This window comes from Hymenobacter aranciens (genome assembly GCF_030580865.1).
GTDB classification, from domain to species: Bacteria; Bacteroidota; Bacteroidia; order Cytophagales; family Hymenobacteraceae; genus Hymenobacter; species Hymenobacter aranciens.
Genome location: NZ_JAUQSY010000015.1, coordinates 138,366 through 156,100, shown reverse-complemented (window position 1 = coordinate 156,100; position 17,735 = coordinate 138,366). Strand labels below are relative to the sequence as shown.

Genomic DNA, 17,735 nt, shown 5'->3' with positions numbered 1-17,735 from the left:
GACCCGCACAGGACTTCCCTGTGCGGGTCGGCCGCGCCTGGCTTTTTGCTGGAGCAGACGGTTGGCTTTTGCCGGAAGTCCTACTTTTTCGAGCCCTGTGCGCTCAGCAAAGCGTTGTATTTCTCCACCATCTCGATGTAGAGCCCGTAAACGTGGAGCAGCTTATTCTTATAGTCCTCCACGGTTTCGAGCGAATAGCCCGCGATGGGTTCCGCCACCAAGCCAGAAGTGGACAACTCCTTGAAATCCTGCCCAAAATCGTAGTAGATGGCGCGCCCTACCTGCTTGATGAATTCGAATTCCAGGTTGGGGTCTTCGAAGCGGCGGTAGAGGGTGGGCCGGCTAATGCCCAGCACCTTGTGTAAGCGACTAAGTTTCATGCCGCTGCGGCGCACGGCTTCGGCTACTATCTCCCCTCGGTGTTGTGTACTCATGGATTGGCGAAATTTTGTTACAAATGTGGCAAAACTTCAGTCTCTTACGCGCTGCACTCTTGCATCTATTTCATTCTGAAAAACTGACAAAAATAACAGCAAAGTAAATTTATTAGTTTATCCCCGGCTCTTCGCTCTCGGCACAACGCTCAGAATCGGTCCGCTGCCAGCAGCATTGAGCGTATTTAAACCCATTACTTTGCCAGTTCAGTGCATCCTTTCGAGTTACACCTGGCTACTATGTTCCTCACAACTCCCCGGCATCCGGCGTTCGAGCGGGCCTGCCGGCACCAGCGGGTCAGGCCGCCGCTGGTGCCGGCAGGCCCGGGCCACAGCGCTAACTGGCTCACGCCGGGCAAAGTGCTACGCGGGCTACAGCCGGTCGCGCACCTGACGCAGCACGCGCTCCACCTCGTTGCGGGTAGCGTAGCTGGTGCCGATGTGGTTGTTGTTGAAGAAGGTGAAGGCTACTAGGCGGCCGCTTTTGGTGCGGATATACCCGCAGAGGTTGAGGTCGTGGGTGAGGGTGCCGGTTTTGGCCCAGGCCCAGGGCTTGCCGGCCTCGGTGTAGCGCTTGCGCAGGGTGCCCTGGCCGCCGCCGGCCGCCAGCAGGCTTAGCAGGCGCGGCTCGGGCACTTCCTGGTGCAGGCGGCAGAGCAGGGCGGTCATGGCGCGGGGCGTGAGCAGGTTGAGGCGCGAAAGGCCCGAGCCATCGACCCACTCGGGGCGGTCGGGCAGGAAGTTGAGGACGTCCTTCTGGGCCTGCCGGATGACGCGGCTGGTGCTCAGCGAATCGCGGAAGCCCACGCGGGTGCTGCACATGAGCAGCAGCTGCTCGGCCAGGAAGTTGTCGCTCACGCGCAGCATGCGGCGATAGAGCGAGTCGGCGGGCAGGCCGCGCAGGGTGCGGATGGAGTCGCGCCCCGGGCGCGGGTGCCAGGCGCCGGCTACCACCCGGCGGCGCAGGGTGTCGCCGAGCAGGCGCAGCATCAGGGCGCGGCTGGTGCGGAAGGGCGTTTCATCGACCCACTTTTTGCTAGAAGGCAGTACGTAGAAGAAGTTTTCGAGGGGCACGCGGCGCACGTGGGCGTCGGGGTCGGGGTTGGCGGCGCGCACTTCGGGCGTGGCGGCCGAGGCCAGCGGGGCAAAGGCCCGGGGCAGCACTCGCAGCCGCTCGGGGGTAGCGGGGTGGGCTTTGGTGCGGGCCGTGGCGGGGGTGTGGTAGAAGCGCACAGTGTGGCCGTAGATGGGAAAGGCCCCGCGCTCGGGCTGGAAGTAATAGTTGTAGTCGTCCCAGGCCCAGCTGGGGCCGTAGGCGGGCGGGGTGGGCAGCTCGTTGTACACGAGTAATTTCTCGGGCCGGCGGGCCAGGAAGTCGTAGGCCCAGCGTGAGGGCACGTCGCCGTGCAGAAAGGTGGGGTCGCCGGTGCCCTGGAAAAACAGGGTGTCGTTGCGCGAGAAGTAGCGCAGGCTGGGCAGCGAGTCGGGCAGCAAGTGCAGGCCGGTGTAGAAGCTGAGCAGCTTCATGGTGCTGGCGGGCACGAAGTACTGCCGCTCGTGGTAGCCGAAGAAGGGCCGGGCGCTGTCGGCATAAGCCAGGCTGAGGCCCACGGCGTGGCGGCTGAGCGTGGGAGAAGTCGTGAGCAGCGAATCGAGCCAGGGCAGCGGCGTGGCGGCCGTGATGATGGGGGCGGGCGGGGTTTCGGCCGGGGCCTGGCCCTGGGCGCAGCGAGATAGCAAGGCCGCGCCGAGCAGCAGCGGCCAGAGGAAAACGGAGTGGAGTCGGTTGGGCATTTCTGGGGGCAACTTACGGCAGAAAGCCCCCAGTTGGTGGCGCATGCGAGTAAAATCATGACCAAGAGGCTGGCAGGCAGCCAGCCTGACCATGCTGGGCCCAGCCCTGATAATTGGCCCTGACACTTCCGACGAAACCCTCCATACGCTCGCCCAAATAGGCAAAATGCCCGACTTAGCAAATAAATAATTTGGCCCACACGTGAGAATAGTACAATTCTAACCTCGCCGCGATGCGGCTGACTACCACCCGTCAAAACCTCCCTAAACGCGGTTTTCACGCGGCCGGCCCCGCCCGGCCATCCTTTGATAATACAACCCTATCTTATACCCAAAGCATCGATTCACAGCTAATTAGTGTTAATTTTGTGTATCCTTCAACAGCTTCATCTACCTCTTCTTGCTATGCAACAGCAGTACAGTCGCTCACGCTTTCACCATCTACTATTTGCACTATTTTTTCTCAGCAGCGCGCTGCTCACGCAAACGGCAGTAGCCCAGAACCAAAACCCGGGCACCTATAATTTCGGTAAGATTACCCGCACCTACAACAGCGTGGCCAACAGCACCGGGGCCGTGCCCACGCTCATCGGCAGCACCGACGAGGGCTATTATAACAACCTGCCCCTGGGCTTCACCTTTCGCTACGCCGGGGTGGACTACACCACGGCGGCGGCCAGCACCAATGGCTGGCTGACCCTGGGCCAGAACCTAAGCGACGCCGCCCCCGCCAACAACCTGGCCACCGGCGCCGTGCGGCCGGTGCTGGCCCCGCTCTGGGACGACCTGGAGATGAACGCCGGGGGCTTCTACTACCTCACCCAGGGCTCGGCGCCCAACCGCGTGTTTGTGGCCGAGTGGAACAATGTGCGCTGGGGCAAGAACTCGCAGGCCGGACTGGGCACGCTGTCGGCCCAGCTGCGGCTGTACGAGGGCTCGAACCGCATTGAGTTTGCTTACCGCCAGGGCACGGCCCCGCTTAACGCGCCCAGCGCCAGCATCGGGCTGGCGGGCGTAGGCGCGGGCAACTTCGTGTCGCTGAATGGCACGGGGGCTACCCCCGCCTTCAGCACCACCGCCGAAACGACTACTCTGGATACCAAGCCGGCCACGGGCCAGCTTTACTCCTTCACTCCTTCGTCGCCCAACTCGACCAGCACCAGTCTGGCCAGCTACACCACCGGCGCTACCAGCGGCACCTACGGCTCGTTGCAGCCCAACACGCCCCTGAGCGGCGGCACCGACGACGATGGCTACTACAACGGCCTGCCCATCGGCTTCTCGTTTCAGCTGGGGGGCCTGAACTATACCACCCTCTCGGCCAGCACCAACGGCTGGCTGCTGCTGGGGCAGAACATCCCCAACGCGGTGGGGCAGTATGGCTACGTCAACGACCTCGACGGGGGCGAGGGCCTCGATGGCGGGGCCAACGGCGGCCTCTACCCGGTGCTGGCCCCGCTCTGGGACGACCTGACGATGGGCAGCGGCGCCTTTTACTACTTCACCAGCGGCTCGGCCCCCAACCGGGTATTTACGGCCGAGTGGTACAACGCCAAGTGGAACTACCAGGCCTCCAACCCGGCCATCTCGTTCCAGGTGCGGCTCTACGAGGGCTCGAACCGCATTGAATACAGCTACCGCCAGGAGGCGGGGACCCTCACCAACCCCACGGCCAGCATTGGCCTGAGCCTGGGCGCGGGTAGCGGCAACTTTCTGTCGCTGAACGGCAGTGGCACCGCGCCCACCAGCAGCTACACCGCCGAAACCGCCACCATCAGCACCAAGCCGGCCACCGGGCAGGTGTATGCGTTTGCGCCCACGGTATTTGCCAGCAGCGCGGGCACCTTTACCAGCCTGGCCGGCAACGGCAGCAGCACCACCGCCACCCGCACCGGCACCGTGGACGAGGGCGCCTACAACAGCCTGCCGCTGGGCTTCAGCTTCCAGTATGCCGGCAGCACCTACACCACGGTGTCGGCCAGTACCAACGGCTGGCTGACCTTCGGCCAGGACATCACCGACTACGCGCCCACTAACGACCTGGCCGCCACTACCGGCGCCCTGCGCCCGCTGCTGGCCCCGCTCTGGGACGATTTGAGCATGCAGGGCGGCAACGTGTATTACCAGACCACCGGCACGGCGCCCAACCGGGTATTTACCGTGGAGTGGACCAACGCCCGCTGGTCGAAGGCAGCGACCAACTCGGTGGTTAGCTTTCAGGTGAAGCTCTACGAGGCCGACAGCCACCTCGACTACGTGTACCGCCGCGATGCCGTGGCGCCCGCCTCGGCGTCGGGCTCGGTAGGCCTGAGCCTGGCGCCGGGCTCGTTCCTGAGCCTGGCCAACACCAGCGCCACCCCTACCACCAGCACCAGCGCCAGCACCAACAACCTGACCGGCCGCCCCACCAGCGGGCAAGTCTACACTTTCTACCGCCTCAACATGGCCCTGACGGCCAGCAACAGCACCTACACCAACGGCATCCCGCTGAGCGGGGGCACCAGCGACGACGGCTACTACAACGGCCTGCCCATCGGCTTCTCGTTTAATTACGCCACCGGCGACCACACCACGGTGTCGGTATCGACCAACGGCTGGCTGACCTTCGGCCAGAACATCACCAACTCGACCCCCACCAACAACCTGAGCACCGGCGGCCTGCGCCCGCTGCTGGCCCCGCTCTGGGACGACCTCAGCATGGCCCAGGGCAGCGTGTATTACCAGACCACCGGCACGGCGCCCTACCGGGTGTTTACGGTGGAGTGGTACAACGCGCTGTGGGAGAAAGGCGCCGCTGCTCCCACGCTCTCGTTTGAGGTGAAGCTCTACGAAACCTCGAACCGCATCGAGTTTGTGTATCGCCCCGAGGCGGGCACCCAGACCCTGGCCTCGCAGTCGGCCTCCATTGGCATTGCGGGCACGGCCACCGGCGCCGGCAATTTCCTTGCCCTGAACAACACCAGCACCACTGCCACGGCCGCCAACGACGCTGCCCCTACCACCCTGAGCGGCCGCCCGGCCAACGCCCAGATTTACGGCTTCTCGCCCGGCACCATCAACCCGCTGCCGGTGCGCCTGGTCAGCTTCGTGGGCCAGGCCCAGGGCCTCGATGCCGAGCTACGCTGGCAAACGGCCCAGGAACTCAACAACGACCACTTCGAGCTGGAACGCTCCCGCGACGGCCGCGCCTTCGAAACCGTGGCCCGCATTGCCGGGGCCGGCACCAGCGCCCAGCCCCGCGCCTACCGCCACCTCGACGCCCGCGCCCTGCTGCCCGGCCGCCCCAGCTACTACCGCCTGCGCCAGGTAGACCGCGACGGCACCGCCAGCTACTCGGCGGTCGTCACCCTCACGGCCGGCGAAACCGCCGCCCTGCAGCTCTACCCCAACCCCGCCCATAGCCAGGTGCAACTGCTGAATGCCGCCGGCGAGACGGCCCAGCTCCGCGACCTCAGCGGCCGCCTACTACGCTCCTTTGCCACCGCGCAGCCGCTGGAGCTGAGCGGGCTGGCGGCCGGGGTGTACGTGGTGCAGTGCGCCGGCCGCACGGTAAAGCTGGTGGTAGAATAAATCAGCGGCTAGTAAGAATAAATGGCCGGGGCCGAAAATACTTACTACCCCCTAGTAAGTATTTTCGGCCCCGGCCATTTATTCTTACTACACCCGTCCTATGTTCAGCGCGGCCCCGTCCAGTAAAGGACGGGGCCGCTTTTTTACCCGCCCCGCCGTAGCTTCGCGCCATGCTCCAACGCCTGCACCTCCGCAATTTTACCGTCTTTGAAGATGCCGAATTTGCCTTTGGCTCGGGGCTGAATGTGATTGTGGGGGCCAATGGGACGGGGAAAAGCCATGTGCTGAAGGCGGGATACAGCTTAGACTATCATCTTCTAGAAAAAGTAAGAAGTCTGGAAGAGCTAGAAGTACGTTTCACAAGAAGAGGCTTACAGTCTTTGTTTTTGGACGATAAGCTGCGAAACGTTTTTCAACCAAATCCATTCTTACCCTCTGTACTTATTCGTCGTAAGCCTGAGACAGTCGAGGCTGAAATCTCTGCAGACACAGTGCATGATGGCTGGCATGAAAATACTTCCATCACCATCACAGAAACCGAGTCGATAGAATCTGGTATTAAACCACTACCTCCGGGTGGGCATAAGAATTTTCCAGACCCTGTCTTCATTCCTGCTAAAGAAGTATTGACAATGGGTTGGCTCTCGTTCTTATACGACCGCCGCGAAATCCCCATTGACCAGACCTACCCCGACCTGCTGCGCCTGCTCATGGGCCCGCCCCTGCGCCAGCCCGAACCGGCCGACATCGTCGCCCACCTTCAAAATCTGCTCGGCGGCAAGGTGGAGGAAGAAGGCGGCCACTTCTACCTGGCCGCGCCCAACCAGCCGCGCATGGAGATGAACCTCGTGGCCGAGGGCCTGCGCAAGTTTGCCACCCTCTACAAGCTGCTCGCCAACGGCACCCTCACGCCCGACACCACCCTGTTTTGGGACGAGCCGGAGGCCAACCTCAACCCCGCCCTGCTGCGCGAGCTGGCCGCCGTGCTGGCCCAGCTGGCGCGGGCGGGCTTCCAGGTTATTCTGGCTACGCACAGCCTGTTTTTGCTGAAGGAGCTGCATATTCTGGCCCAGCAGGAGGCTACGCCAGTGCGCTACTTCGGGCTGAGTGCCCAACCTGGCGAAGCGACCACCGTGGTCATGGCCGACAACCTGGAGCTGCTGCCCGACATAGTAGCTCTGGATGCCGAATTGGAGCAGTCCGACCGTTTTCAGCAAGTATTAGATAAGGAAGATGCCGACCGCCGTTGAGAAAGGCATCAGCCTGGATTTCCCTACTGGCTGGGAAGTGGTGAAGTACGACGGCGACACGCAGGCCGATAATGCCAGCTTCTACCGCCAGCGCATTGAGCACAAAGTTCAGCATGTGCGCGGCGTAGACGTAGTAGCTTACGCCACCGCACCCACCGAACGGCTGCTCCTGATTGAAATCAAAGATTACCGCACTGGCAGCGCCCCGGCTGAGCACCGCGTGGCCGCACTACGCCAAACGGTGCTGCAAAAAGCGCTCAACACCCTCAGCGGCCTTTATGCCGCCGTGCGCGTGCAGGATACCGAGTTGCAGCTAGTGGTTAACTGGCGGCGACTGCGGTTGCCTGTTCAGGTGGTGCTGTTTCTGGAACGCCCCCCGCTGCCAGTGGCTCCTACTGATACGGCCCAGAAATTCCGCCGCCAGAATCCGCAAAGCGCCGCAGAAAATCTGTTTCTGGACCTCACCGCAGACCTTGCCGCCCTAGGGCTGGATTTTATATTGCGCAGCACTACTACTATGCAACCCCACGATGGCTGGACGGGGCGGCTTGTCATCTCAGCAACTTAGACGCAGGTTGTGGTAAGAATAAATGGGGGCGGGCAAAAATACTTACTAGAGGTTAGTAAGTATTTTTGCCCGCCCCCATTTATTCTTACTACGCCCATGCCCCGCCCCGCCGCCTACTCCGATACCCTCTTGGCCCGCGTGCGCCGCCACTACGGCCTTAGCCAAGCCGAGCTAGCCGCCCTGTTGGGCCTGAGCGGCGCCCAGCTCAGCCGCCTCGAAGCCGGGCAGCAGGGCTACAGCCCCGCGCTGCGGGAGCGCCTGGGCCCCTTCCTGCTGGCCCTGCCCCCCGCCGCCGAGGCCAGCGCCCGGCACCTGGCCGAGGCCCAGGCCGAGGCCGCCAGCCTGCTGCCCCCGCCCCCGCCCGGCCCCGTTGAGGCCGGCCTGCTGGAGCGCCGCCGCGCCGCCTGCCTGCACGAAGCCCGCACCCTGCGCTGGCGGCTGCGCCACCTGCCCGCCCAGGCCGCCGTGGCCGCCCGCTGGGCCCAGGCCATGCCCGCGCTACTGGCCGACCTGCCGCCCGCCCCGCCCGAGGCCACCACCGCCGAGGCGGCACGCCTGCGCTACGTGCATGCCTGGCTGGCCACGGTGCCCCTGGCCCTGGATGCCGGGCAGCTGGCCGAGTGGCACCTCGGCTATGCAAGGGCCCAGGCGCTGGAAGCCGAGGCCGCCGCCCTGGCTACTGTGCTGGCCAGCTAGTTGGCGCCCAAAATAAAATCGGGTAAAAAGGAGTTATTTTAAAAATTGCGTCTATATTTGGCCGTCAACTTTTTTTTTCAACCCTTTTTCACTTTTTACCCTTATGCCAGCCAACGTAAATCTTCTCAAAACCCGCGCTGAGTGCGACGAGGCCCTGGCCAGTCTCACCCGCGAAAAGGCTTCCTACGACCGTAGCGAGTACAACGACACCTACGCCGACAACGCGGCGGCCTACACGGCCAGCACCAACGCCAAGAAGCTCGCCAAGGCCGAGGCCGACGTCGTGCGCTACACCGCCGACGTGGCCCGCACCGACATCTCCGCCACCGAGCTCAACGCCGCCAAACGCTCGCTCATCGACGCCAAAGCCCGCCGCGAAAAGCTGCAGCTCAGCGACCCCGCCGCCACCGGCCCCGCCGCCTACCTCGGCGAAGTAAACGACGACCAGACCGATAAGCAGCTGGAGGTGCTGCAAGGGGCTATCGACGACGTGACGGCCCACAAAGACACCCTATCGGCCTGATTTTACTTATCGATTAGCTATTAGTTACTAGACCAAACAGCCTTTTTCCCCCACTACATCTGGAATGCCCCCGGCCCCTGGCCGGGGGCGTTTTTTTGGGGGGGGCTGGCGCGCGTTTAGCGCCGCAGGCGCGTAACTCGGGCCGACTATCATGGGAGGCTGAGCCGCCCCCGCCCGCGCAAAAGGAACGTTCTGCTGCGAGGCGCAGCCTCGCCCGAATGTTCGGCCCGAGTTACGCGCCTGCGGCGCTAAACGCGCGCCAGCCGGGCCAGCCGGGCTACCGGCTCACCCCGTCGATGGTCAGCCCTAGCAGGGTCCAGTTGGCGGGGTCGGCGGTGGCGGGGCCCCGGTACTGCAGCTCCACCAGGTAGGGCACGGGCTCGTAGCCGTGCCGGACCTGCGGCATGCGCATAAACAAGCCCTCCACCACGAAGTGGCCCGTGCTGTCTTCGCGCACCCGGTGGCCCATGCGGTGAAACGAGATGGTATCCGTGCGCTGCAGCTTCTCGATGAGAATGGCTTCGGCCCGCTCAAAGGCATCGCTCTTGCTGGCGCTTTCTTCCCACACCGTGCCCGTGAGCTGGCAATAGAGTTCAATGCCCATGCCGGCCAGGACAATGGTGACCGGGATGGCGACGAATAGCGCCCCCAGGAAGAGAAACGCACGGGTGGCAGGCGTCATGGCAGGTCGGTTAGCTTAGTGTTCAATGTGCCGCACCTTGGCCTCGTCCAAATCCAATTGGGCCTCCTGCTGCCGCAGCACCTCGTCCTCGAACTGGTTGCGGCGGCGCAGGCCCTGCAGCTCCTCGCGCTGCACGCCGAGCACGTCGAGCAGCACCTCGTGGTAGCGGCGCAGGGCCTCGCGCTGCGCGTCGCTTTCCTCGATGTTGTCGAGGGTGCGGGTGGTGAGCTCCACCTCGGTGCTCATGCGCTGGTGCAGGCGGGCCACCAGCTCGTTGGCGGCCATGTCGGGGGCGTACTGCTGTTTCAGGTGGGCCACGGCGGCCCGGCGGATGTGCAGACGGATACCCGCCTCCTGCTCGGCCAGGGGCGTGGCGTCGTCGTTCTCGCCCACCTTGGTGAAGCGAATCAGCCAGGGCAGCGTGAGCCCCTGAAACACCAGCGTGACGAGAATCACGATGAAGGTGATGAACAGAATGAGGCTGCGCATCGGGAAGGGCTGGCCATTCTCCAGCAGCAGCGGCACTGATAGCGCCGAGGCCAGCGACACCACCCCGCGCATGCCGGCCCAGCCAATCACCAGCGGCCCCTGCCAGCCGGGGTTGCGCTCGGTGGCGCGCACGTTGTAACTCCACCAGCGCGGCAGAAACGTGGCCGGGTACATCCACAGCAGCCGGATGGCAATCACGAGCCCGCTAATGATGAGACCGTAGGTAATGGCCTCCTGCAAGGAATAGTGCCCCCGCAGCCCCGCCACCGCCTGCGGCAGCTGCAGCCCGATGAGAATAAACACCAGCCCGTTAAAGATAAACCCAATGCTGGCCCACACGCTGTTCGACTGAATGCGGGTATTAGCATCGAACACCTGGTGCGAGTGGTACGACATAAACAAGCCCCCGCTCACCACCGCCAGCACCCCCGAAAAGTGGAATTCCTCGGCCACGAGGTACATCACGTAGGGCGCCATCAGCGTGAGCGCCGTGTTGATGCTGGGCGTGGTGGGCAGGTGCTTATGAATAAGATAAAACCCAAACCCGATGGCCACCCCAATCACAATGCCCATGCCGCTGGCCAGCAAAAAGCTGGTGGCCGCCTGCTGCCACACAAAACTGCCCGACACCACCGCCGCCAGCGCAAACCGAAACACAATCAGCGACGAGGCGTCGTTAATCAAACTCTCCCCCTCCAGAATGGCCGTAATCCGCTTGGGCACCCGAATGCCCTTCAGCACCGAGGTAGCCGCCACCGCATCGGGCGGCGAAATGATGCCCCCCAGCAAAAAACCCAGCCCGAGCGTAAACCCCGGAATCAACGCCTTCGACACGTAAGCCACGATAGTCGAAGTGAAAAACACCAGCCCAAACGCCAGCAGCCCAATGGCCCGCTTCCACTTCCAGAACTCGTGCCACGAGGTGTACCAGGCCGCCTCATACAGCAGCGGCGGCAGGAAAATCAGAAAAATCAAATTCGGGTCGATAAACAGCGGCGCCTGCTTGGGAATAAAGCCCAGCCCCAGCCCCCCCAGCACCAGAAAGATGGGGTACGACACGCGCAGCTTCTGCGCCAGCATCACCAGCAGCAGCACGGCAAAGAGCAGAACGATAATGAGCAGAAGGCTTTCGTGGAGCATAGCGAGGGCGGAGAGTGTTTGGGGCAGGCAGGGCGAAAACTCCCCTCCTGCCAAGGAGGGGATGTGAGCGCCGAAGAGGCGCGAACGGGGGTGGTTAGGCCGTCCGCGCCGTTAGGGGCGGTAAAGAACCAGCGGCACGGCGCAGCTTGGCCCGGCAAAGAACGGCCACCCGTAAATATTTACCAACCCTAGCGGCACCTGACGGCGCGACCGGGCGAACCACCCCCGTTCGGCGCTCTTCGCGCCTCACATCCCCTCCTTTCCAAGGAGGGGAGTTTTCGCCCTCCCCGGCACAGATTTTTTCCCATTCCAATTCTGGGCACCGTAACTTTGACTCCCGTCATGCCCGAACGCTCCACCCCCTCCCCCAGCGCGTCGGCCGCGAAGTATATCTTCGTCACCGGCGGCGTCACTTCTTCACTCGGTAAAGGAATTATTTCCGCCTCGCTGGCCAAGCTTTTGCAGGCCAGAGGTTTCCGGGTCACCATTCAGAAGTTCGACCCTTACATCAACATCGACCCCGGCACCCTCAACCCCTACGAGCACGGCGAGTGCTATGTGACTGACGACGGGGCCGAAACCGACCTCGACCTGGGCCACTACGAGCGGTTCCTGAACACGCCCACCTCGCAGGCCAACAACGTCACCACGGGCCGCATCTACGACACCGTCATCCGCCGCGAGCGCGAAGGGGCCTTTCTCGGCAAAACGGTGCAGGTCGTGCCCCACATCACCGACGAAATCAAGCGCCGCATGCTGCTGCTGGGCCAGAACGGCCAGTTCGACGTGGTCATCACCGAAATCGGCGGCTGCATCGGCGACATCGAGAGCCTGCCCTTCGTGGAGGCCGTGCGCCAGCTCCGCTGGGAGCTGGCCGACTCTGATTCGCTGGTCATTCACCTCACGCTGCTGCCCTATCTGAAAGCAGCCGGCGAGCTCAAAACCAAGCCCACGCAGCACTCGGTGCGCGACTTGCGCGAGGCCGGCCTGCAGCCCGACATCCTGGTGTGCCGCTCCGAGCACCCCATCCCGATGGAGATGCGCCGCAAAATTGCGCTGTTCTGCAACGTTAAAATCAACTCCGTCATCGAAAGCCTCGACGCCGACAGCATCTACTCGGTGCCGCTGCTCATGCGCAAAGAAGGCCTGGATGAGCGCGTTATCAAGCGCCTGAAACTGACCGGCGGCGCCACCAACCCCGACCTCGAAGCCTGGAAAGACTTCCTCGGCAAGCTCAAAAACCCCACCGAGGAAGTGACCATCGCCCTGGTCGGCAAGTATGTGGAGCTGCCCGACGCCTACAAGTCCATTAACGAAGCCTTCGTGCACGCCGGCGCCGCCAACGAGTGCAAAGTGACTCTGCGCAGCATTCAGAGCGAGCATATTACGCCCGGCAACGTGGCCGAGCTGCTGCACGGCGTCGATGGCGTGCTGGTGGCTCCCGGCTTCGGCGAGCGTGGCTTCGAGGGCAAAATCAACGCCGTGCGCTACGTGCGGGAAAACAACATTCCCTTCTTCGGCATCTGCCTGGGCATGCAGGTGGCCGTGGTGGAGTTTGCCCGCCACGTGCTGGCTTTGCAGGACGCCAACTCGACCGAGATGGACGCCCTGACGCCCAACCCCGTCATCGCCATGATGGAGGAGCAGAAAAACATCACCCAGAAAGGCGGCACCATGCGCCTCGGCGCCTACGCCTGCGACCTCAAGCGCGGCTCGCGCGCGGCCAAAGCCTACGGCCGTAACCACATCAGCGAGCGCCACCGCCACCGCTACGAGTTTAATAACCAGTACCTGGAGCAGTTCGAGGCCGCTGGCCTCGTAGCCTCCGGCACCAACCCCGATACCGGGCTGGTAGAGGTGATTGAGCTGCCGAATCACCCTTGGTTCGTGGCCGGGCAGTTTCACCCCGAACTCAAGAGCACCGTGGAGACGCCGCACCCGCTGTTTTCGCGCTTTGTGCGGGCGGCCATTCAGCACCGGAAGGGGTAGCGCGTTTGCGCAGAATGTTGCATATTTGTGCAACTTCTGCTGAGCAGCAGTAGTTAAACTCCCAAGCAGGACAGGTCATCGGACCTGCCCTGCCGGCTTAGGTTACTTATGTAGCAGCACGTACGTGCTGGCTGCAATCAATAACCACCGCCCAAGCTGCATCAGCAGCCTGACCGGGAGCCTGACAGTGATTACTACGTAATCACCGTCGTCGTTTGGTTTTTTCTCCATGGTTTCTAAGATTATGGGGAGAAAGAATCACCCACTTCGAAGCCCGTGGCGCCAACCACGGGCTTCGCCTTTTTCAGCCGAAGCTGAAAAAAGGAGCGTGGTCGGCGGGAGACTACCGCACGATACAGCAAAGCTACACTTTGGTATCAAATAAATGAGCGAGCTATTCGTCATAGCCGAACGGGCGGCCGAAAATAGCTTTACCGCGCAGCCCCGCTCCTACCGTACCTTTGCCCTTTCGCAACCCTAACAAGTAATGGACAGAAACCAAGCAACCGGCCTTTTTCTAATTGCGGCCTTGCTCATCGTGTATTTGTTCTTCTTCAGCCCGAAGAAGGACGAGAAAGTCACCGGCAAACAGCCCGCCGCCACCGAAGCCGCCAAAACGCCCGCCGCTCCAGCTCCCGCCCCCGGCTTCGCTACTGAAGCGCCGCTCGACTCGGCCGCCGGCCCGGTGCGCGATGATATTCAGCTGAAAAACGCCAACCTGACGGTTAATTTCTCGACCCGCGGCGGCCGCATCACGGCCGTGCGGCTGAACAAGTACAAGACCTTCTTCGGCCAGCCCCTGGACTTGCTCGACGCTCAGAGCGCCCGGCTCGATACCCGCTTCCGCACCATTGATGGGAAGACGGTGAAGTTTTCAGATTTGAATTTCACCGCCAGCGAACTGGCCGGCGGCTCGCAGCTGACCTTCACGGCGCCCGTAGCGGGCGGCCAGGTAGTACAGACGTACACCTTGCCCCAGGACAGCTACGAGCTGAAATACAACCTGAAGCTGAACGGCCTCGCCGGCCGCGTGGCCCAGGAGCCGCTCACGTTCACCTTCAACGACCAGGTACGCCAGACCGAGCAGGATGCCAAGCAAAACCGCAACCACTCGACCATCAACTTCAGCTACGCCAGCGGCAAAAACGACGCCCTGGCCGAAGCCAGCGAAAACCCCGAAGTCACGACCCTGAGCGAGCCCACCCGCTGGGTGGCCCACAAGCACGACTTCTTCGTGGCCGGCTTCATCGCCGACAGCCAGCCCTTCAGCGGCGGCACCCTGAACGCGGCGGCCGACATGGCCGACTCGGCCAAGTACATCAAGCGTATGGGCTCGCTGGTGCAGCTGCCGGTGGCCGACGTGACCAGCGCCGCCGGGGGCAACTACCGCTACTTCTTCGGCCCCAACTCCTTCAATTTGCTCAAGGAAGTAGCGCCCGAATTCGACCGCAACGTGTACCTCGGCTGGGGCTTGTTCCGCTGGATGAACCGCTTCGTAGTGCTGCCGGTGTTCCACCTGCTGGAAGGCTTTATCTCGTCCTACGGCATCATCATCGCGCTGCTGGTATTGCTCATCAAGCTGGTTACCTGGCCGCTGACGTACAAAACCTACGAAAGCCAGGCCCGCATGAAAGTGCTGAAGCCGGAGCTCGACCAGCTCAAGGAAAAGCACGGCGACGACCAGGTGAAAGTGCAGCAGGAAACCATGAAGCTGTACCAGGAATTTGGAGTCAGCCCCTTAAGTGGCTGCGTACCCACGCTGCTCACCATCCCGATTCTGTTCGCGATGTTCCAGTTCTTCCCGAATGCTATTGAGCTGCGCCAGCAGTCATTCCTCTGGGCCAAAGACTTGAGCAGCTACGACGTGTTCATTAAGCTGCCCTTCTACGTGAAATGGTACGGCGACCACGTGTCGCTGTTCACGCTGCTCATGACAGCCTCGACGCTGGTGATGACCTGGCAGAGCAACCAGATGAACACCGCCATGCAGGGCCCGATGAAGTTCTACAGCTACCTGATGCCCATCATCTTCCTGTTTGTGCTCAACAGCTTCGCCTCGGGCCTCACCTGGTACTACTTCGTGTCGAACGTCATCACCTTCGCCCAGCAGGCCCTCACCCGCAGCTTCGTGGATGAAACCAAAATCCGCGCCCAGCTCGAAGCCAACAAGGTGAAGAACAAGGATAAGAAGCCCGGCGGCTTCCAGGCCCGCATCGCCGAGGCGATGAAGGCGGCGCAGGAAAAAGAAGCCCAGGCGAAGAAAAAATAAGCCCGCGAAGTATGCTGGCCGTGAAGCGGCCACCCGAAACCCACTGGCATGGTTTTCGGGTGGCCGTTTTCGTTTTCCTACCTTTCGCCTCCCAACACTTCTCTTCCATGCGCCTCCTCCTGCATCCGCTGCTGGCCCTCACGCTAGCCCTCACCGTGCCCGCCTGCGCCCAAAAGGCCAACACCAAGAAAGCCGAAAAAGCCGCCGCCGAGGCCAAGACCGCCACTCCGGTGCTCACCTTCGAGCGCACCTCCTGCTTCGGCCGCTGCCCGGCCTACAAGGCCCAGGTATTTGCCGATGGCCGCGTGGCCTACTCCGGCTACCGCGACGTGCCCGTGACCGGCGACAAGGAATTTCGCCTCTCGGCCGCTGCCGTAGCCGAGATGCAGCGCCAGGCCAAGGAAATCCACTTCGACCAGCTGAAAGACAAGTACTCGCACTACACCACCGACCTTCCCAGCACCATCGTAGCCGTGCAGCAGCCTAATGGACAGCTCAAGACCGTAGTAGTGGAAGAAGAAGCGCCGGATGAGCTGATGGGTTACATCAACTACCTGCGCGGGCAGTTCGACCCGCTGGTCGGGCTGGCGTCTGACCGCTAATCCTTGCGCACCCGCTCCAGCAGCAGCTGGTTCATCGGATTCGCCTTCAACCCGCGTACATTGTTCTGCGTCAGCCGCACCACCTGGTCGTAATAGAGCGGAATCACGGGGCTTTCGGCCACCACAATCCGGTCCATGGCCTGATACAAAGCTGTCCGCTTCGCCAAATCAATCTCGCGCCGCGCTGCATCGTACAGCTTATCGTAGGCCGCGCTTTTGAAGTGCGTTTTATCCGGCCCGGCCGGGCTGAAATTGGGGCTATAGAACAGGGACAGGTAGTTTTCAGCATCGGGGTAATCCCCCAGCCAGCTGCCGGCGAAAAAGGCGGCCCGGCCGCCGCTCACCAGCTCCTGCTGCGTGGCCGACTGGTTGATATCAATCTGTACCTGAATGCCCGCATCGGCCCAGTTTTTCTGCAGGTACTCGCTGATAGCCTTACGTTCCGCCACCGTACTCAGACGCAGGCGCAACGGCCGGCCCGGCTCGTAACCTGCCTCACGTAGCAGCTGCCGCGCCTTCTGCGGCTGGTAAGAATAACCCGGCACTTCCTTTTCGGAAAACGACGGCAGCGCGTCCGGCACGAACCCCGAGGTACCCGGCTTACCTACGTGGTTGAGGACGTAGGCCAGCAGCTCGGGCTTATTTAAAGCATATTGCAGCGCCTGGCGCACTCGCACGTCGCGCAGGGCGCGGCCCTGCACGGCCTGCTCACCGCTGAGGTTGGCTGAGTCGAGCTGAATGCCGAGGTATTCGGTGTTCAAATAAGGCGCTTTCTGCACCACGAAGCGGCCCTGGAAGTCGGCGCGAATGGTGCCGTCAGTGTTCATCACGAGGTCGCGGGAGCCTTCGCGAATGCCCGACAGAAAATCCAGCTTGCCCTGCAAGAACGTGAGAAACTCCGTTTTGCGGTCCACAATGAAGCTGATGGCCACAGCATCCAGATACGGCAAGGGCCGGCCTTTCTCATCGCGCCGCCAGTAGCCGGGGTTGCGGTGGTAGAGCAGCACGTTACCTTCGTCCCAGAGCTTGAATTGAAATGGCCCGGTGCCCACCGGATGCTCCCGAAAATCCTTGCCGTACTTTTCCACTGCCTCATGCGGCACCACGAAGGCGTAGGGCATCGTCAGAATGCCCAGGAAGGGAATGAACGGCTCCCTGAGGTGAATGCGCAGTGTCGAGTCGTTGGCGGCCACGAAGCAGGTGTCGCTGATTTCACCTTCCTTGTTTTCCAATACTTTACCCCGAAAAATCCAGCCGCCGGGGCTGGCCGTGGGTTTATCCAGCAGTCTTTTAAAGGAGTACACAAAATCGGCCGCCGTAATGGTGCGGCCCTGCCCGCCGGGGAAGGCTTCGCTGGGGTGAAAGCGCACGTTGGGGCGCAGCACGAAGGTGTACGTCAGACCGTCGGGCGAAATCTGGTAGCGGCGGGCCAGGGCCGGCGCGGGCGTCAGGGTCGAGTCGAGCTCCAGCAGGCCGTTGTAGAGCTGGCTCACGGCCCAGCTATTGGCCTGGTTGCGGGCAAAAGCGGGGTCGAGCGAGGTAAGGGCCTCGGGCTGATTGTAGCGGAATACGCGGCGCTCGTCGGCGGCCGGGCGGGCGGCGTCGTGGCAGGCGGCCAGGGCCAGCGGCAGCGCCAACGGGGCCAACTGCTTAGGAAAATACCGGGCCCAACGAGCCAAAAAAGGGGCCATGCGAACAGGGAAAGAATGTATCTTTGTACGTACAATGC

Annotated in this window: 13 protein-coding genes and 1 pseudogene; 9 read left to right on the top strand and 5 right to left on the bottom strand. The window is 62.5% G+C overall.

The window, feature by feature from the left end; translation table 11 throughout:
* Positions 1-80 precede the first annotated feature (80 nt).
* Both Q5H93_RS19790 and Q5H93_RS19785 read right to left on the bottom strand, forming a co-directional pair.
* Entirely contained in the window at positions 81-434 is a 354-nt protein-coding gene (locus Q5H93_RS19790; RefSeq protein WP_305008395.1) for a hypothetical protein, read from the bottom strand.
* Positions 435-806: 372 nt separating this feature from the next.
* Positions 807-2,228, bottom strand: coding sequence for a D-alanyl-D-alanine carboxypeptidase/D-alanyl-D-alanine-endopeptidase (locus tag Q5H93_RS19785; RefSeq protein ID WP_305008394.1), 1,422 nt, complete (start codon positions 2,226-2,228; stop codon positions 807-809).
* Between the two features lie 405 nt (positions 2,229-2,633).
* Here Q5H93_RS19785 and Q5H93_RS19780 point away from each other — a divergent pair, with 405 nt between their 5' ends.
* The 6 genes and pseudogenes from Q5H93_RS19780 (at position 2,634) to Q5H93_RS19755 (ending at position 8,835) form a co-directional block, all read left to right on the top strand.
* Positions 2,634-5,798 carry an NIDO-like domain-containing protein gene (locus Q5H93_RS19780; RefSeq protein WP_305008393.1) on the top strand — a complete coding sequence of 1,055 codons (3,165 nt, stop codon included), beginning with the start codon at positions 2,634-2,636 and terminating at the stop codon, positions 5,796-5,798.
* 170 nt (positions 5,799-5,968) lie between these two features.
* Positions 5,969-6,049, top strand: a pseudogene (locus tag Q5H93_RS24305) (hypothetical protein); the annotation flags it as partial.
* Between the two features lie 381 nt (positions 6,050-6,430).
* Positions 6,431-7,048, top strand: a complete 618-nt coding sequence (locus tag Q5H93_RS24300) for an AAA family ATPase (protein ID WP_305008391.1) — start codon at positions 6,431-6,433, stop codon at positions 7,046-7,048.
* Entirely contained in the window at positions 7,032-7,616 is a 585-nt protein-coding gene (locus Q5H93_RS19765; protein WP_305008390.1) for a hypothetical protein, read from the top strand. The genes Q5H93_RS24300 and Q5H93_RS19765 overlap by 17 nt, the downstream gene beginning before the upstream one ends.
* Positions 7,617-7,712: 96 nt before the next feature.
* Positions 7,713-8,312 (top strand): helix-turn-helix domain-containing protein, encoded by a 600-nt coding sequence (locus Q5H93_RS19760; RefSeq protein ID WP_305008389.1) that lies wholly within the window; start codon positions 7,713-7,715, stop codon positions 8,310-8,312.
* A 103-nt stretch (positions 8,313-8,415) separates the two neighbouring features.
* Entirely contained in the window at positions 8,416-8,835 is a 420-nt protein-coding gene (locus Q5H93_RS19755) for a hypothetical protein (protein WP_305008388.1), read from the top strand.
* A gap of 277 nt (positions 8,836-9,112) precedes the next feature.
* Here Q5H93_RS19755 and Q5H93_RS19750 read toward each other — a convergent pair whose 3' ends face one another.
* Positions 9,113-9,517, bottom strand: coding sequence for a hypothetical protein (locus tag Q5H93_RS19750; protein ID WP_305008387.1), 405 nt, complete (start codon positions 9,515-9,517; stop codon positions 9,113-9,115).
* A 15-nt stretch (positions 9,518-9,532) separates the two neighbouring features.
* A complete protein-coding gene (locus Q5H93_RS19745; protein WP_305008386.1) occupies positions 9,533-11,146 on the bottom strand; it encodes a Na+/H+ antiporter in 1,614 nt (537 codons plus the stop codon).
* Positions 11,147-11,488: 342 nt separating this feature from the next.
* Here Q5H93_RS19745 and pyrG point away from each other — a divergent pair, with 342 nt between their 5' ends.
* The 3 genes from pyrG to Q5H93_RS19730 all read left to right on the top strand — a co-directional run bounded on the left by pyrG (position 11,489) and on the right by Q5H93_RS19730 (position 16,006).
* Entirely contained in the window at positions 11,489-13,135 is a 1,647-nt protein-coding gene (pyrG, locus tag Q5H93_RS19740) for a CTP synthase (RefSeq protein ID WP_305008385.1), read from the top strand.
* Between the two features lie 487 nt (positions 13,136-13,622).
* Complete coding sequence (gene yidC / locus Q5H93_RS19735) at positions 13,623-15,404, top strand: membrane protein insertase YidC (protein ID WP_305008384.1); 1,782 nt, start codon at positions 13,623-13,625, stop codon at positions 15,402-15,404.
* A gap of 107 nt (positions 15,405-15,511) precedes the next feature.
* Entirely contained in the window at positions 15,512-16,006 is a 495-nt protein-coding gene (locus tag Q5H93_RS19730) for a DUF6438 domain-containing protein (RefSeq protein WP_305008383.1), read from the top strand.
* Here Q5H93_RS19730 and Q5H93_RS19725 read toward each other — a convergent pair.
* Positions 16,003-17,697 carry an ABC transporter substrate-binding protein gene (locus tag Q5H93_RS19725; RefSeq protein WP_305008382.1) on the bottom strand — a complete coding sequence of 565 codons (1,695 nt, stop codon included), beginning with the start codon at positions 17,695-17,697 and terminating at the stop codon, positions 16,003-16,005. The genes Q5H93_RS19730 and Q5H93_RS19725 overlap by 4 nt on opposite strands.
* Positions 17,698-17,735 lie beyond the last annotated feature (38 nt).

Coding starts and splice junctions, on each gene's coding strand:
- Q5H93_RS19760 (WP_305008389.1), top strand. CDS start 7,713: ATGCCCCGCCCCGCCGCCTACTCCGATACCCTCTTGGCCCGCGTGCGC.
- Q5H93_RS19785 (WP_305008394.1), bottom strand. CDS start 2,228: ATGCCCAACCGACTCCACTCCGTTTTCCTCTGGCCGCTGCTGCTCGGC.
- Q5H93_RS24300 (WP_305008391.1), top strand. CDS start 6,431: ATGGGTTGGCTCTCGTTCTTATACGACCGCCGCGAAATCCCCATTGAC.
- Q5H93_RS19790 (WP_305008395.1), bottom strand. CDS start 434: ATGAGTACACAACACCGAGGGGAGATAGTAGCCGAAGCCGTGCGCCGC.
- Q5H93_RS19765 (WP_305008390.1), top strand. CDS start 7,032: ATGCCGACCGCCGTTGAGAAAGGCATCAGCCTGGATTTCCCTACTGGC.
- yidC (WP_305008384.1), top strand. CDS start 13,623: ATGGACAGAAACCAAGCAACCGGCCTTTTTCTAATTGCGGCCTTGCTC.
- Q5H93_RS19730 (WP_305008383.1), top strand. CDS start 15,512: ATGCGCCTCCTCCTGCATCCGCTGCTGGCCCTCACGCTAGCCCTCACC.
- Q5H93_RS19725 (WP_305008382.1), bottom strand. CDS start 17,697: ATGGCCCCTTTTTTGGCTCGTTGGGCCCGGTATTTTCCTAAGCAGTTG.
- pyrG (WP_305008385.1), top strand. CDS start 11,489: ATGCCCGAACGCTCCACCCCCTCCCCCAGCGCGTCGGCCGCGAAGTAT.
- Q5H93_RS19750 (WP_305008387.1), bottom strand. CDS start 9,517: ATGACGCCTGCCACCCGTGCGTTTCTCTTCCTGGGGGCGCTATTCGTC.
- Q5H93_RS19745 (WP_305008386.1), bottom strand. CDS start 11,146: ATGCTCCACGAAAGCCTTCTGCTCATTATCGTTCTGCTCTTTGCCGTG.
- Q5H93_RS19755 (WP_305008388.1), top strand. CDS start 8,416: ATGCCAGCCAACGTAAATCTTCTCAAAACCCGCGCTGAGTGCGACGAG.
- Q5H93_RS19780 (WP_305008393.1), top strand. CDS start 2,634: ATGCAACAGCAGTACAGTCGCTCACGCTTTCACCATCTACTATTTGCA.